The organism is Bellilinea caldifistulae, from assembly GCF_001306055.1.
GTDB classification, from domain to species: Bacteria; Chloroflexota; Anaerolineae; order Anaerolineales; family Anaerolineaceae; genus Bellilinea; species Bellilinea caldifistulae.
Genome location: NZ_LGHJ01000017.1, coordinates 170,525 through 185,689 on the forward strand (window position 1 = coordinate 170,525; position 15,165 = coordinate 185,689).

At 54.4% G+C, this 15,165-nt stretch carries 12 protein-coding genes and 1 pseudogene; 3 read left to right on the plus strand and 10 right to left on the minus strand.

Annotation, left to right across the window (positions count from 1 at the left end):
• The first annotated feature begins 96 nt into the window (after nucleotides 1–96).
• Genes AC812_RS11930 through AC812_RS11940 form a run of 3 tightly spaced genes read left to right on the plus strand, consistent with a single transcriptional unit; the run spans nucleotide 97 to nucleotide 4,006 of the window.
• Nucleotides 97–1,494: a cryptochrome/photolyase family protein gene (locus AC812_RS11930; RefSeq protein ID WP_061918744.1), complete on the plus strand. Its 1,398-nt coding sequence runs from the start codon at nucleotides 97–99 to the stop codon at nucleotides 1,492–1,494.
• Nucleotides 1,491–2,480 (plus strand): aromatic ring-hydroxylating oxygenase subunit alpha, encoded by a 990-nt coding sequence (locus AC812_RS11935; RefSeq protein WP_061918746.1) that lies wholly within the window; start codon nucleotides 1,491–1,493, stop codon nucleotides 2,478–2,480. The genes AC812_RS11930 and AC812_RS11935 overlap by 4 nt, the downstream gene beginning before the upstream one ends.
• Nucleotides 2,477–4,006 carry a cryptochrome/photolyase family protein gene (locus AC812_RS11940; protein ID WP_061918749.1) on the plus strand — a complete coding sequence of 510 codons (1,530 nt, stop codon included), beginning with the start codon at nucleotides 2,477–2,479 and terminating at the stop codon, nucleotides 4,004–4,006. Before AC812_RS11935 ends, AC812_RS11940 begins: the two co-directional genes overlap by 4 nt.
• A gap of 209 nt (nucleotides 4,007–4,215) precedes the next feature.
• Here AC812_RS11940 and AC812_RS11945 read toward each other — a convergent pair whose 3' ends face one another.
• The 10 genes and pseudogenes from AC812_RS11945 to AC812_RS11990 all read right to left on the minus strand — a co-directional run bounded on the left by AC812_RS11945 (nucleotide 4,216) and on the right by AC812_RS11990 (nucleotide 15,128).
• Complete coding sequence (locus AC812_RS11945) at nucleotides 4,216–4,827, minus strand: glycerol-3-phosphate acyltransferase (protein WP_061918751.1); 612 nt, start codon at nucleotides 4,825–4,827, stop codon at nucleotides 4,216–4,218.
• Between the two features lie 4 nt (nucleotides 4,828–4,831).
• Nucleotides 4,832–5,743, minus strand: a complete 912-nt coding sequence (locus AC812_RS11950; RefSeq protein ID WP_061918753.1) for a phytoene/squalene synthase family protein — start codon at nucleotides 5,741–5,743, stop codon at nucleotides 4,832–4,834.
• A 42-nt stretch (nucleotides 5,744–5,785) separates the two neighbouring features.
• On the minus strand, nucleotides 5,786–7,267 hold the full coding sequence (locus tag AC812_RS11955; RefSeq protein ID WP_061918755.1) for a phytoene desaturase: 1,482 nt from the start codon (nucleotides 7,265–7,267) through the stop codon (nucleotides 5,786–5,788).
• 94 nt (nucleotides 7,268–7,361) lie between these two features.
• A complete protein-coding gene (locus tag AC812_RS11960; protein WP_061918757.1) occupies nucleotides 7,362–8,885 on the minus strand; it encodes a phytoene desaturase family protein in 1,524 nt (507 codons plus the stop codon).
• A complete protein-coding gene (locus AC812_RS11965; RefSeq protein ID WP_061918759.1) occupies nucleotides 8,882–9,343 on the minus strand; it encodes an SRPBCC family protein in 462 nt (153 codons plus the stop codon). Before AC812_RS11965 ends, AC812_RS11960 begins: the two co-directional genes overlap by 4 nt.
• Nucleotides 9,344–9,353: 10 nt before the next feature.
• Nucleotides 9,354–10,619, minus strand: a pseudogene (locus AC812_RS11970) (MFS transporter); the annotation flags it as partial.
• A 23-nt stretch (nucleotides 10,620–10,642) separates the two neighbouring features.
• Nucleotides 10,643–11,617, minus strand: coding sequence for a MerR family transcriptional regulator (locus AC812_RS11975; RefSeq protein WP_061918763.1), 975 nt, complete (start codon nucleotides 11,615–11,617; stop codon nucleotides 10,643–10,645).
• Between the two features lie 91 nt (nucleotides 11,618–11,708).
• Nucleotides 11,709–12,698, minus strand: a complete 990-nt coding sequence (locus tag AC812_RS11980; protein WP_061918765.1) for a MerR family transcriptional regulator — start codon at nucleotides 12,696–12,698, stop codon at nucleotides 11,709–11,711.
• 141 nt (nucleotides 12,699–12,839) lie between these two features.
• Nucleotides 12,840–14,174: a cytochrome P450 gene (locus tag AC812_RS11985; protein ID WP_061918768.1), complete on the minus strand. Its 1,335-nt coding sequence runs from the start codon at nucleotides 14,172–14,174 to the stop codon at nucleotides 12,840–12,842.
• Nucleotides 14,175–14,183: 9 nt separating this feature from the next.
• Nucleotides 14,184–15,128, minus strand: a complete 945-nt coding sequence (locus AC812_RS11990) for a 3-keto-alpha-glucoside-1,2-lyase-like domain-containing protein (RefSeq protein WP_061918770.1) — start codon at nucleotides 15,126–15,128, stop codon at nucleotides 14,184–14,186.
• Nucleotides 15,129–15,165 lie beyond the last annotated feature (37 nt).

Genomic DNA, 15,165 nt, shown 5'->3' on the forward strand with positions numbered 1-15,165 from the left:
TATAGACCGGATTCTCAATTACCTTCTACATTTTATGAGGCTCGCAGATGGGCAGGGCATATAATTGAGATGAAAATTGTTTCGAGGTCTTTCCCCATGCCCACACATATCTGGTGGATTCGCCGCGACTTGCGGTTGAAGGACAATCCCGCCCTCCACAGCGCCCTGCAAGGCGGGCACAGCGTCCTGCCGCTCTTTATCCTCGACCCGCGTCTGCTTAACACAGCCGCCGAAAACCGCCGGCACTTTTTGTTTAATGGCTTGCGTAGGTTAGACGAAGACCTGCGTTCGCGCGGCAGCCGATTAATCGTCCGCAGCGGACTGCCGGAAGAGGTCCTGCCGGCTGTGGTAGCCGAAACCGGCGCCGACGGGGTATTCGCCGAGGAAGACTACACCCCCTATGCCGTTCGCCGTGACGCGAACCTTGCCAGATACATCCCACTCCAGCGGGTTGTCGGTGTAACCGTCCACCATCCTGCGGCGGTGGTCAAGCCGGATGGCAGCCCCTACACTGTGTTTACCCCCTTCAGCAAAGCCTGGAAAGCCCTGCCGCTGCCCAAGCCACTACCTCCCATCCCAGACCATCTTCCCCCGCCGCCGTTCCTGCCAAGCGATCCCATTCCCCCAGCGCCAGAAAATGCTTACTTTCCGGCTGGCGAGGCCGAAGCCGAACGGCGATTATTGGAATTCCTGGATTCGGCTGTGTTTGCGTACGCCGATGACCGCAACCGGCTGGATGTAGATGGCACATCCCGTCTTTCCCCCTATCTCCGGTTCGGGATGATTTCCGCCCGCCGCGCCGCGGCCCTGACGATGGAAAAAATTCAACAGACGGCCGATCCCGCCGGGCGTAAAGGCGCCGAAACTTTCCTGAACGAATTGATCTGGCGTGAGTTTTACAACGCCATTCTCTACCACTTCCCTCATGTTCTGCAAACCGCCTTCAACCCCGCCCTGCGCAATATCGAATGGCGGCATGCACCCGCAGAACTGGCTGCCTGGCAACAGGGCTTGACCGGTATTCCGGTTGTGGATGCCTGTATGCGTCAATTGCTCACCATGGGCTGGATGCACAACCGCGGACGGATGATTGTGGCCTCTTTTCTGGTCAAAGACCTGCTGATCAACTGGCAGGAGGGTGAACGCTGGTTCATGCGTCATCTGGTGGATGGCGATCCGGCGGCCAACAACGGCGGCTGGCAATGGACGGCTGGAGTCGGCACGGATGCAGCTCCTTACTTTCGCATTTTCAACCCCATCCTGCAAAGCAAGAAGTTTGACCCCTACGGGCATTTCATCCGCCGCTGGCTGCCGGAACTGGAGCGTTTGCCGGATGAATACCTGCATGAACCGTGGCTAACGCCAGCCGAAATTCAGCGCAAAACCGGCTTCAAACCCGGCCGCGACTATCCGCTGCCGCTCGTAGATCACGCACAGGTGAAGGAACGCACCCTGCGCGCTTACCAACAATCCAAACCACGGGAGGGAACATGATCCGCAATCAATGGTATGCTGTTCTCGAATCCAGAGAAGTGCCGAGGGGTAAACCGCTGGGGGTCACCCGCATGGGAGAAAAACTGGTTTTCTGGCGCGACCGGCAAGGAAAAGTGCACTGCCTGAGTGACCGCTGTGCCCACCTGAGCGCCAGCCTCAGTCAGGGCAAAATCACCGCCGAAGACCGCCTGGCCTGTCCGTTTCACGCCTTTGAATACGATTCCAGCGGACAATGCCGCTACATTCCATCGCTGGGACGCAATGCTGAACCGCCCAAAGCCATGCGGGTTCACAGCTACCCCACCTGCGAGGCGCATGATCTCATCTGGATCTGGTGGGGAGAACCCCGCCCCAACTTAACCCCGCCGCGCTGGTTTGACATTGACGAAACCTTCTCGTACAGCGGCTACCACGAACAGTGGCCGGTGCATTACTCCCGCATGATCGAGAATCAGATGGATGTGATGCACCTGCCCCACGTTCATTACAATACGATTGGGCGCGGCAGGCGGGTGGTCGTGGACGGGCCGATAGTTACCCTGGAGGATGACATCATCCGTATGTGGGTTTACAACCGGGTGGATGACGGAACGCCGCCGCGCAAGCCGGAAGAATTACCCCCGCCCCAACGCCCGCCGTTTCTCGAATTCATTTTCCCCAACATCTGGCAAAATCGGATCAGCAACGATTTACGCATTTTCGTCGCCTTTGCGCCGGTAGATGAAGAAAACGGCATGTTTTACCTGCGTTACTATCAACGCATGGTTCGCGTACCGGTGATCAAGACCCTCATCAACTGGGTTGGGGTGCTGGGAAGCCGTTATATCGCCAATCAGGATAAGCGGGTGGTCAGCCGGCAGGATCCCAAAAGATCCTCCTTGCGCAATGGAGAAAAATTTGTGCAGGGCGACCGGATCATCCTCACCTACCGGCGAAGACGGGAAGAACTGATTGCCGAAAACAACCGTACCTCCGCTTCCCTATGAGGCTCACTTTCCTCATCACCATGTGCGATCTTTCGCTGGCGGAATTGAAAAATTATCCGCCATCCGAAACTCGCATCCTGATGATTGAGTCACAACGCAAGTGGCAAGCCCTCCCATTTCACCGGAAAAAATTAGTGCTCGGCATTTCTGCCATGCGCCATTTCAAACTGGAATTGGAGCGGGCCGGATACGAGGTGGACTACCGCCATGAAGCCGATTTTGCCAGCGGTCTATGGGCGCATTGGCGGCAATATAACCCGCAGCGGATTCTGGCATTTCAGCCACGCGAATGGGGAATGCAGCAAATCCTGAGCAAACTGGCGCAAGACCTGCCTCTTGCTCTGCTCCCCAATCCGTTTTACATCCTTCCGCGCGAGGAATTTATCCGCTGGGCAGATTCGCAGAAAGACTTGCGTATGGAAACCTTCTACCGCTGGATGCGCAGGCGGGAAAACATCCTTATAAAGAACGGTCAACCAGTCGGCGGAAAGTGGAACTTTGACAAGGACAATCGAAAACCTCCACCGGATCGAGCCTACCCCGAACCGCCCTTTGTCGAGCCGGATGACATTACCCGCACCGTAATTGGAATCATCGAAGGTCAGCCGGGGTTATGGGGCAGTGCCACGGATTTCCGATTACCGGTCACCCGCAGTGCGGCTTTGAAGTGGATGGAGCATTTTTTCCGCTGGCGCTTTGCCGACTTCGGGCCGTACGAAGATGCCATGCGGCAGGGTGATTTCATCCTGACCCACTCGCTCCTTTCGGCTTTTTTGAACCTGGGACTGCTCCACCCCAGCGAGTTGATCGAACGTGCCATCGCAGCAGCAGATGAGTACGCCGTACCATTGAACTCGCTGGAAGGATTCATACGCCAGATTCTCGGCTGGCGTGAGTACATTCACGGCATGTACTGGTATAAAATGCCCGAATATCGTCAGGTCAATTACTTTCAGCATCAACGGGGTTTACCCCGCTGGTACTGGGACCCAGAGGAGTGTGAACTGGCATGCCTGCGGGACTCTATTGAAATGGTCAAACAACACGGTTTTGCTCACCACATTCATCGTTTGATGGTGCTGTCCAATTTTGCGAACTTAATCGGCATCCATCCCTTGCGGCTCTCCGAATGGTTTTGGGCAGGCTTTGTAGACGCATATGAATGGGTGGAGCTGCCCAACGTCCTCGGCATGGCCACCTATGCGGATGGTGGCCTGCTGGCCAGCAAACCCTATATTTCGAGCGGCAGTTATATCCATAAGATGAGTAATTACTGCGCTTCCTGCCGCTTTGATGTGAATCAAAAATACGGTGAGAATGCCTGCCCTTTCAACTACCTTTACTGGGCTTTTCTGGAAAAACAGCGGGACAAATTAATTCACAATCCGCGGATGGCGGTCATGTACCGAATGCTCGATCGTAAAACCGCTGAGGAAAGAGCAAGCATCCGCCGGGAAAGCGAGCGCTTTATTGCCAGTCTGCCGGAAGAAGATCCCCGTTATCATTTTGAGTATGACGCCGGCTAAGTTGCATTTTCATTGCAAGTACCACAAAATGACCGGAAAACTCTTGCCAATTCAATCCAATTGTATATAATAAACATTGTCAATCGCCTGGGTGCCCCCCTCACCCCGGCGATTGATTATTAGCGGTAATCTTACCGGTAGAACCCACAGGAAACGAGAAGAGCCAGCCGATCGGCTGGCTCTTTTTCTTTTACAAGCCACAAAAATTATTACAGGTCTTTGAGTCGGGTATACAGCCTTTTGAGCGAAGCCCGCACCAGCAAGGGTTTGCTAAAATCCGCGCGATGCTTCCAGATCGAAAGAACCAACAACAACACCCACACCACCCCCAGTAACCAATCAGGATGATACAGCCATAAAAACGCCCCCAGCACCCCCTCAGAGAAAACGACCACCCAACCGCTGTTCTCAAAAATTAAGTAAAAAAGCCCCATGGCCGCCCCCAGAATAAGAGGGGCTTCAAACAGGGTCAACCCGGTCCAAACCCCAAAAATGGAGGCAATGGCTTTACCGCCCTTCCCCCTCAAAAATGGTGAAAAAGCATGGCCGAGCGCTGGAGCGACAGCAATGGCGGCCATCCATGGCAAGCTCGGACGATCAAACCAGTAAACCCACCCAACCGGAACGGCGGCCTTCAATCCATCCAGTAAAATTGCCAGACCGCCCCACCATCCCCCTCCGGCACGCACCAGGTTGGTAGCGCCCGGATTGCCATCCCCAAACCGGCGAATGTCGCGGTTCAGAAGAATTTTACCCAGCAACAAAGAATAAGGCACACTGCCCGATAAGAAGGCAAGTGCCAGCCAGAGCCATTCATTCATGCCCCTATACCTGTGCCAGCAGCGGCGGTTTTAAGCGCATCACCTTCCAAAGAATACCCGGCAGCAACGCCAGTTTTTGCAATGCACCGGTATGCGCCCTGCGGGCATATACATTGTAGTTCAAAGCCTCAATTTCATCCAGAATTGCCGCGTACAACAGCGCAGCCGCACCAACCGCCGGACGTGCGCGCCGCGAAAGCAACGCAATACCCGGAAGAGCCTCTTTATACAGGCAGCGAGCTCTTTCAATTTCAAACTTCATCAAGGCAATGAACCGTTCGTCGTACACCTGATCGCGAATGTCTTGCAAGGTCAGCCCAAAACGCGCCAGATCTTCCTCCGGGAAGTAAACCCGCCCGCGCCGCGCATCTTCTCCGACATCCCGTAAAATGTTGGTCAGCTGTAAAGCAATCCCCAGTTGAATGGCATAGGGTGCAGCCTGGTCAAAGGTGACCCCCTCAGCCAGTCCGATAATTGGCATGGAAAGCAACCCAACCGTCGAAGCGACCCGGTAACAATAAACTTGCAGTTCCTCCCAGGTGGCGTAGGGCTTAAAGTGAACATCCATGCACACACCGTCAATTAATTCGCGTTCGTACTTAAGGTCAACCCCGTAGCGTTCGCGAATCAGTGACCAGGTCAGCAGAACAGCATGGGTTTGCTGTTGGGGAGGCAGAGCCGTTTGCGCCCGCCAGTTTTCAATATCAGCGAGGGTTGCCTGATCCGAATCGACCAGATCATCCGTCGCCCGGCAAAAAGCGTACAGGGAACGAATTGCCCGACGAACCGAAAAGGGCAGCAACCCGGTTGCAAAATAAAAGGTTTTGGAATGCTCCCGAATGACCTGCTCGGTGGCGCGAAAAGCCGCCTGTAAATTCGGCGCAGTCAGATGAAGTTCAGCAGATTGCCATGACATTCGGGAGCCTCCCATGGAATTAACTGATTAACCCTGAAATCATCAAGCCGTTTCGCAGATGAGATTTTCCACGATTTTTGACGAGGAAAGCACGCCCGGCAAACCAGCACCCGGGTGAGTGCCTGCCCCGACGAAGTAGAGATTATCAAACTCTTCCGAGCGATTGTGCGGGCGGAACCAGGCTGACTGGGTCAAAATGGGTTCAACCGAAAAAGCCGAACCGAGATAACTGTTCAGGGTATCCCGAAAATGGAGCGGGTCAATATAATGTTCGGCAACAATGTTGGCGCGCAGATCAGGCAGGTAATTCTTCTCCAAAAACTCAATAATTCGGTCACGGTACGGTCGGGCTTGTTTGGACCAGTCAATGCCCGAGCCGAGGTGTGGTACCGGTGAAAGCACATAAAAAGCTTCCATGCCCTCCGGGGCCATGCTGGGATCGGTCAGCGTGGGCATGTGCAGGTAAAGCGAAAAATCATCTGCCAGAATCTTTTTGTTGAAAATATCGTCCAGCAGCGGTTTGTAGCGGCTGCTCAAGATGATATTGTGGTGTGCCAGGCGGGAGTCCAGATAGCGCCGTTTGGTGCCAAAGTAAATCACGAACAACGACATGGAATAGCGCATCCGTTCAATCCGACGGTTGGTGTATTTTTTCCGGTAAACTTCCGGAATCATGTAGCGGTAAGTGCTGGCCACATCTGCATTGGAAACCACCATGTCCGCAGGGTGAAATTCACCGTTCCGCAGCCGAATACCGGTCACCTTGCGATTTTGAACGGTGATTTCGGCAACATCTGCATTCAGATGGATTTTTCCGCCCAGTTCGACAAACAGACGACCGAGGGCATCCACAATTGCGCCGGTTCCGCCGATGGCGTAATGAATGCCCCACTGGCGTTCAAGATAGTGAATTAACGCGTAAATGCTGGTCGTATCAAATGGATTGCCCCCAATCAGTAGAGGATGAAAAGAAAAGACCTGTCTGAGAAAATCATTCTTTACAAATTGAGACACGTATTGATAAACGGTTTTGTAAGATTGCAACCGAATCAAATCCGGGGCAATTTTGAGCATATCGGTGAATTTGAGGAACGGCTTGTCAGCCAGTTCCACAAACCCTTTTTGAAAAATCGCTTTGGTGGTTTCAATGAAGCGCTGGTAACCCTCCTTGTCCTCCGGATTCCACAGGTCAATTTGAGATAGGATGAACTGCGGGTCACCGTTGTAATCAAAGCACTTTCCCTCGTGGTTGAAAATGCGATAAAAGGGATTAACCGGCACCATCTGGAAGTAATCTTCCCGCCGTCTGCCGGCCATTTCGAAAATCTCATCAAACATGAAGGGTGCGGTGATAACCGTCGGACCACCGTCAAACTTAAACCCGTTAATTTCGTACACGTAGGCTCTGCCCCCCAATTTGTCGCGCTTCTCGAAGATTTCAACATCAAAGCCGTGAGCGGCCAGTCTGACTGCTGCGCCCAGCCCCCCAAAGCCAGAACCGATCACAATAATTTTTTTGGACATATTCCCTCCAGAAGATTTGGTATGCGAAAATGGGATCGCACGGATATGTTTGATTTTGACACAAATCCACCCTCAGGACAAACGATTGTACAAACTATGTAGAATGCGACATGTCTCGTTTCAGATGAATGATGGTTTTCGCCTTCCGCCGTTCAGCGTAATAATCCACCACCTGACGGGCAACCCGGATCGCCCCCAGAGTAACCCCGGCAGTGGACTGCCCCGGAAAAATCGAATCGCCAACCAGCCAGATGTTGGGAATGCCCGTCCACGACCCACGGGCAGCCAGCAGAGAAGTTTGCGGAAATCCTCCAACCATACCGTAGGGGCGGCGGGTGTAAAATGCAAACGTTCGCGGTGTGCCCGGCAGACACAAGCGCACCGCCCGGCGGATACCCGGCAGCGCCATTTCGGCCGTCGCCAGCATTTTTTCCGTATAGAATTGCCGCTTTTCTTCATACGCCGAACGGTCGTCAAACCACCAATCCTCAACAGGGGTATGGGTTGAGAGCGTGGCTGCCCGCATCCCTGGGGGAGCTCGCAGGGGGTCATCTTCCGGCGAAAGCGAGATGAAGACCGAGTTTCCATCCCCCAGAGGCCGGTTGACATCCACAATAACCTGAAAGTGATCGGTGGGTAAATTGTTCAGGAAAGACCGTTCCAGGCCCAGATACAGGGTGAATGCTCCCCAGCCCTTGGGTCGCGATTGCATCTCATCTTGTAAGCGTCGGGGAAGATGCTCACCCAGCACTTCGGCAAGTCCCCACGGCGTCAGATTGGCAACCACGCCATCGGCTTCTACTTCAAGTCCTTTGCGGGTTTTCACCCGAATCCAACCGTCTTCTCCGAGTTGGATTCGCTCAACCTGTTGGCGATAATACAGCCTTGCGCCGTTGTCGGTCAGCCATTTCGTAAGAGTCCCGGCAAGCTGCCCAATGCCGCCCCGCACGTGATTCACCCCCCTGCGCGGCAGATCGAGCGCTGCGCTGCCATAAAGCGCATTGGCAAATGGTGAGGTGGTCTGTGCCGAGATCAACAATTGCGAATCCACAAAAACCTTCAGGCGTTGACTGGCACGACGCGGCATTAAATGACCAATGGTCAGCAGACCAAACGGAGCCGCCAGCAGGGTTGTTGGCCGCAGCGCAGCCGCCAGTCGTCCAAGTTCCTGCAAGGACTGGGGAGGATATGGAAAATCACGCGCCGAAACCTGCCAGGCCTGTTCAGCCAGCCATTCCTGTATTCTCCAAAACGCACCGCTTTCGGGAAAGTTTTGCGCAATTTCCTCCCGCCACCGCTCTCGATCAGCCCACTGAAAAACTGGCTTTCCCTCAATCAGGGTTACCCAGGCCGGGTTAACTGGCTGAACTGGCCAGGTGATACCCAGCATTTGTCCAATTCGTTCGTGCGGGCCGCCCGGGGCGAACCCGCCCGCCAGTGTCGCGCCGGCATCGAAACGGTAGCCTTGATGGTAAAAAGTTCCTGCCGAACCACCCGGGTAAACATGGGCTTCAAACACCGTTACCTGTAAACCGACCTTGACCAGTAAAGCCGCAGCTGTCAGACCCCCGACACCTGCACCCACCACGACAATGTGCGGGTCTTGACGGGTTTTCATGAAGCCCGTTTCCTCCGTTCCAGGATCCATCGTGTGATTTGACTGCGGTAGAAGAACAACAACCGCAGGGCAATCGGTGAATAAACCAGGCGGGTCCACCAGCCGGCGATGCCCGGCGGATATTCAAATTCGATTTCTTCTCTGATCAGCGTCCTTTCAGGTTGAAGCGCCTTGAAGGAATGGCGGTGCTGCCAGAATCGCAGCGGGCCTTTGACCATCGTATCGGTAAATCCACTCAGGAAATCCACCCGGCTATGAACCGCCCGCCAGCGTACCGGGAAGGGCCCAAACCACAAGGTAAACTCCGCCACCGAGCCTTCCGCTATTGGCTCAAGGTGGTGAAACTGCACCCAGATTGGCGGTGGAGTCAGCCAGCGCAAAGCGCGTGTATCGCGGTGAAACTCGGCAACCGCTGATTGGGAAGCACCCACCTCAAATTGATAGCGGAAGTGGCGCATGAACCGATCCTCATCGGATTGGGGGCGTTACCACTGCCGCCAGTTGTGCCGGGCGGTAAACATAACGGTAAACGTAAGTTGCCAGCCAGAACAGGAGCAGCGCTGAAAACACACCCGGCGCCCAGGTACCTATGGTATCCAGCATTAAACCCGCCAGCGTGGGTGAAAAGACGCGTGTAAGGCTCTCCAGTGATGCCGATAACCCCAGCGTACCACCCACCTCCAACGGGGTAACCGATTTGCTGATGGCGCTGTTGATGACCGTGTTCAGCACGCCTCCCCCCAGAGCAATGGGAATTAAGTCCAGCAACAGGGTGGGAATGGTGGAGACCAGCGCCCACCCCAGCAAACCGATCGCCATCAACACGGTGGCTGAGAAAATCAGGAACGGCTCGCTGAACCGGCGGGTCAAACGCCCAATCAGGAAGCCCTGCACAAAAGCCGAAAGGAAACCAACATAAGTCAGCAGGTAACCGGTTGTCTGGGCGGTCAGATTCAGCCGCTGCAAGCCCCACAGCGCAAAAATCGTTTGGAAGGTAGAAAACGCGATCGCAAAGAAGAAACGAGTATGCAGCAGAGGCCCTACCACTGGCTTACGCAGGGTGGAAAGCAAGGCTTGCAAGGTAAACGGCGGACGTTTGCCCCGTGCCATAGTCGCACGGCGTTCAGCCGTCAGTGATTCGGGCAGCCAGAAAAACACCATCACGAAGTTGACTGCCGAAAGCACGGCGGCAGCAAATGAAGGCACCGCAAAGCCAAACCGGCTGAGCAATCCGCCGATGGCCGGGCCGAGAATGAAACCCAGTCCAAAAGCCGCCCCAATCAACCCCAGCCCACGGGCGCGGTTGCTCTCATCGGTCACATCGGTAATATAGGCCTGGGCTACACTGATATTACTGCCGATAATCCCCGCCAGGATGCGGGCAGCGAAAAGCATCCACAGGTTAGCTGCCAGCCCCAGCAGAACAAAGCTGAGGATATTCCCCGCCAGACTGATCAATAAAACCGGACGGCGTCCAAACCGATCCGAAAGGCGGCCAAAAATCGGGGCTGCCAGGAATTGCGCCAGCGCGTAAACCGCCACCAGCAAGCCAATTTCAAAAGAACTGGCATTGAACTGCTTGGCATAGTAAGGAAGCAGGGGCAAAATCAGACTGAAACCCAGCAAGTCAATAAAAATGATCACAAATACGGTTGAAAGTGCCTTGTTCTTGAACATAAAAAACTCCTTGCTACAAAATTGCGCCTGATTTGAAATCAGGCGCGTGTTAAACCAAAATGAAAAAGTGCCGTTTCAGATTAATCACCGACCATTAATTGCTCAATGCGCGCCACAATTTCGGCCGGCGTACCGTTGAGATAGACCGCCGGAATTTCCTCCGGCAGCTGATGATCCAGAAAAGCCCGGCCGCCCAGCACCACGATTGGCTGCGGATCGGGGAATTGTTTTAGGATGTGGGGCAACTGGCTCAATTGAACTGCCGAATCCCTGCGTGTGGCGGTGAACAACAAAAGACGCGGTCTGAGTGGGAGCAACGCCTCTTCAAGGCGATCTAACGGTAGATCCTGCCCAAAGTACTTGACATCCCACCCGCGCCAGCGCAACATCACGACCAGCATGAGCAAGCCAATCTGGTGCAGTTCCCCCGGGGCGCAGGCGGCAACTATCACACCCGGGCGAGCCGGCGGCGCAGAAGCCGAGAGCATACTCATCAGGTACTGCATACAGAACTGAGTGGCATAATGCTCCACCGCAATCGGCAATTCGCCGCGGTGCCAGCGTTCTCCCAATTCAACCAGCACCGGGGTAATGATGTGCACCAGCACCTGATCCACCGAATACAACGAGAACGAACGCCGTAAAATTTCTGTGGCAGACTCCTCGTTGAAATTGATTAAGGCATTCAAAAACTGGTGGGAAAGCGCCTCCAAAGAGGCCGAGCGCTCCGGCTGAACGACCGTCTGCTCGGCGAGAGGGTCTTTCCCCATTGCACGCAATTCATTGAGGTACTCGACCGCCCGTCCAATGCTCATGCCAGCATCCACGTGGCGCTTCAACCATTGCAACAGGCGCAGATCATATTCCGAGTACAGGCGGTAACCCTGATCACCCCGCGAAGGGCGTGGCAAACCGTAGCGCCGTTCCCAGGCGCGTAAGGTTACCGGCAGCAAGCCCACCAGCCGCGAAACCGCTTTGATGTTATACACCGGGACATGATGAGGATTTACCAGCGCCGGATCATCCATTCCATAATTTACCTTTTCTTTTTCCACAATCTTCACCTAATTTATCTATAATAATGAAACGGGCTGGAATTTACAATATCGGTTCAAGGTTTGTACAACCTCTCGGCAGCGCTTTACCTCAGGCGGTTTCGGCAACTGGGCTGCGCGAGGTGACCTTGCGGCTGTGGGAAAGCAGTTCGCCTACTTTTTCGACCGCCTGCTCAAGCGTCTCGCCGAGGAAAATACCGGCTATTTGTTTTCTCAATTCCGGTTTGAAGTTAAATGCACTGCCGCCGTAGCCAAACAGGGGTGTTGGGCGCAACCGGTTGACCTTTTCCTGCATCCGTCTCATTTCCAACGCAGCCGATTCCATGCTGGCGCTGAGGATGATCATGTTCGGTTTTTCGAATCGGGCATAATCCACCAGATCATCCAGCGGAATATCCGGCCCAAGATACTCGACCCGATAACCCTCGCTTCGCAGCAGCACCGCCATCATCAGCGCACCGATTTCATGTTGTTCGGTGGGTGCGCCGCCAATCAGCAGATGGGGAGCCCCGCGCCGGCTGGGATAGGACTGCAACAAAGTAAGCAATTTACCCCGCAGATAAGAACTGGCAAAGTGCTCGGTGGTAATACGGATGTCACCGCGGTACCAGGCTTCACCAATTTCAACCAGGGCAGGCCCAAAAATTTGGGTACAGACCGTCATAATATCATACCCCGCCAGTACTTCTTTGACGATTTCTCCGCTACGCGCTTCGTCATGCTTGATTAAAGCTTTGTACAACTGCTCGGCGTAGACTTCCGGCGGGGTTTCCGGACGGACCCGCTCAATTGTCGGCATAGCCGGTACGGCTTCCGGCCACACTCCATTGCGGGTCATGCTGCGCAGTTCAGTAATCGCATTACTGATCGAGACACCTTCATCAATCCGTTTTTTCAACCAGCGCAAAATGGCCACATCCCGGTCAGAATACAAGCGATAGCGGTTATCGGAACGGTGCGGGGTGAGCACCTCGTGCCGCCGTTCCCATGCTCTCAATGTAACCGGGCGAATGCCGGTTTGGGCAGCCACTGCTTTGATCGTGTATTTTGGGTCATCGGGGAAATCGGTTATGGTTTTCATGCCAGCGTCCTTTCATGTGGGGATTACTCAGGCCGTGTTCGAGTCGTAAAGTTGTACTAACCTTGTACACACTAATAATATAGCAGGTTTTACAAGGTTTGTACAGTACCCTTGTACAATTCTAATACAACTCTTAACTTTTTATATTTTTTGCAGACGCATGGGCAAGCCATGATGCGGACGAAGAGTTACCAGCGGATCGGCCTGAACCGCACCTTCGACGGCCAGTTTCAGGCGGTAGCGTTGGGTAATCCCCGCCAGAATTAAGACCCCTTCAATCATGGCAAAATTATTCCCGATACAAAGCCGTGGGCCGCCCCCAAAAGGGATATAAGCAAAACGGGGAATCGAGCGCTCCCGCCCACCGGTAAAACGCTGCGGTAAAAATTCCTCGGCATCCTCCCAATACTGTGGATGACGATGTATCACATACGGACTGATCACAATCAATGCACCTGCCGGGATCTTGTAACCGTTCAACTCATCTTCACCCAGAGCCTTGCGGGTAATCAACCAGGCTGGCGGATAGAGACGTAACGCCTCCGAAAAAACTGCCGCGGTAAACGGTAACCGTTCCAGATCAGGATAACAGGGAAGGCGGTCATCAGGAAGTCGGGAAACCTCCTCCCGCATTTCCTCCCATACCTCCGGATGTTGAGCCAGCAGATACCACGACCATGTCAGCGCGCTGGCCACTGTTTCGTGTCCGGCAATCAGCAGGGTAATGATTTCATCCCGAATTTGTTGATCGGTCAACCGTGAGCCACCGCTTTCCGCATCTCGCGCATCCATCAGCATCCCCAGCAAATCATCTCGTTTTTCGCCGCTACGTCGCCGGCTTTCTAAAATTTCATAAACCGCCCGATCCAGTTGGCGCAATGCTTTGCGGAAAGAAAGATTTTGCGGAATCGGCAGCCAGTCCGGCGGAGCAAACGGGTTCTGCGCCCGGTAGATGACGTGGTCGAGCGCCGTCAGCACGGCTTGTGTCAAACGGGGTGCGTCTGTGCGCAGGTCAATTGAAAAGAGCGCCTGCCCGACAATCTCCAGCGTGACCGCCATCATCTCGCGGTCAATATCTACCACCGCATCCTCAGGCTGCTGCCCCCAGCGTACCAGCATGGCTTCGAGCGCCGGCGCAATCACCTGATCCAAAGCGGCCAGACGCGAACGAGAAAAAGCGGGTTGTTCCATCCGGCGGTGGCGCAGCCATTCCTCTCCATCACTGGTCAGCAATCCCCTGCCGGTGATCGTGGCCAATGTGTTATATTGAATCGTGTCCTTGGAGTAGTTATGGTGATTATCCTGCAGCACCCGGCGAATCAAATCGGGATGGTTGATGAAAAACACTCTGGTGCCGCCAACCGCAAATTCGACCAGATCACCGTAACGCCGGGAACATTCCAAAAGGAAGCCCGGCGTATCTTTGCGAATTTTTGATAGATGAGGAAGTAAATCTTTGCCGCTGAGAATTTGCACGTTCGACCTCTAAGGCGTGGGATTTTCCCAATATCTTACCTGATCCACTTTGATGGTGAACTTTTCTGTATCACGTGCGCCGACAAACACCCCAAAATAACCCTTGCTGAAAGTGTTATCCCGCGCTTCCCCAACCAGTTCGCCATTGACATACACGATTAATCGGTCACCGATGGCCATCAACCCCAGCCGATTGGTCTGGTTCGAGCCAACCTTAACGGCCGATTTGGCGGTCCAGGGGATGAGGTTGAACATCTCGCCCTTTGCTCCAACGGTGGCGTCCCAACGGCGTAAAGAAACTTTTCCATCGCAGGTCAATCCCACCAGATAACCCCGGTCGGGATTGCGGCTTTCCGGCACACGCACAATCATCCCGTAACGGTCATTTGCGGCGCACTCACCGGTCTGAAAGGTCATTTCCAGGTAGAAATTGGTCAGTTCCGGCCAGGTCAACCGCCAGCCGTCGGTGGTGGTCAGTCCGGTCAACAACATCACCCCGTCTCTAAAGGAGATCTCGGTGAATTTGTCGGTGCCTGTTGGCCAGTTATCATCCTTATCCATGTTATCCGTCCAGCTGGCCGGCCCTAAACGCGCCACCGGATCGTTGGGTGAGGGCGTGAAAGCAATGGTCGCCGTTGGCTGCGGGGTTGGGCTGGGCGGAGGTGTTTCAGTCGGGGTAACCGTCGGTTGCTCAACCGCTTGGGTTGGCGAGGGAATCACCTCGGTTGGCGGGGTGGTTTCAGTCGGGAGGGGGGGAGTCTCGGTTGGCGGTATGGTCGGAAGCGGCTGAGTTGGCTGCCCTTCCGCTTCTCCGGTTGCAGTCGGCATGGTGGTCAAAATCGCCGCCACCTGCGTGGCAATTGTATCCTCATCCGGAGTCGGCATGGGCTGAAACAGTCCGCCACAACCGGCCAGTAACAACATTGCAAAGAGGGCAGCAATCAACTTTTTCATTTTTGTTCAATCCTTCCCATTCGAAATTGGCGTTTCA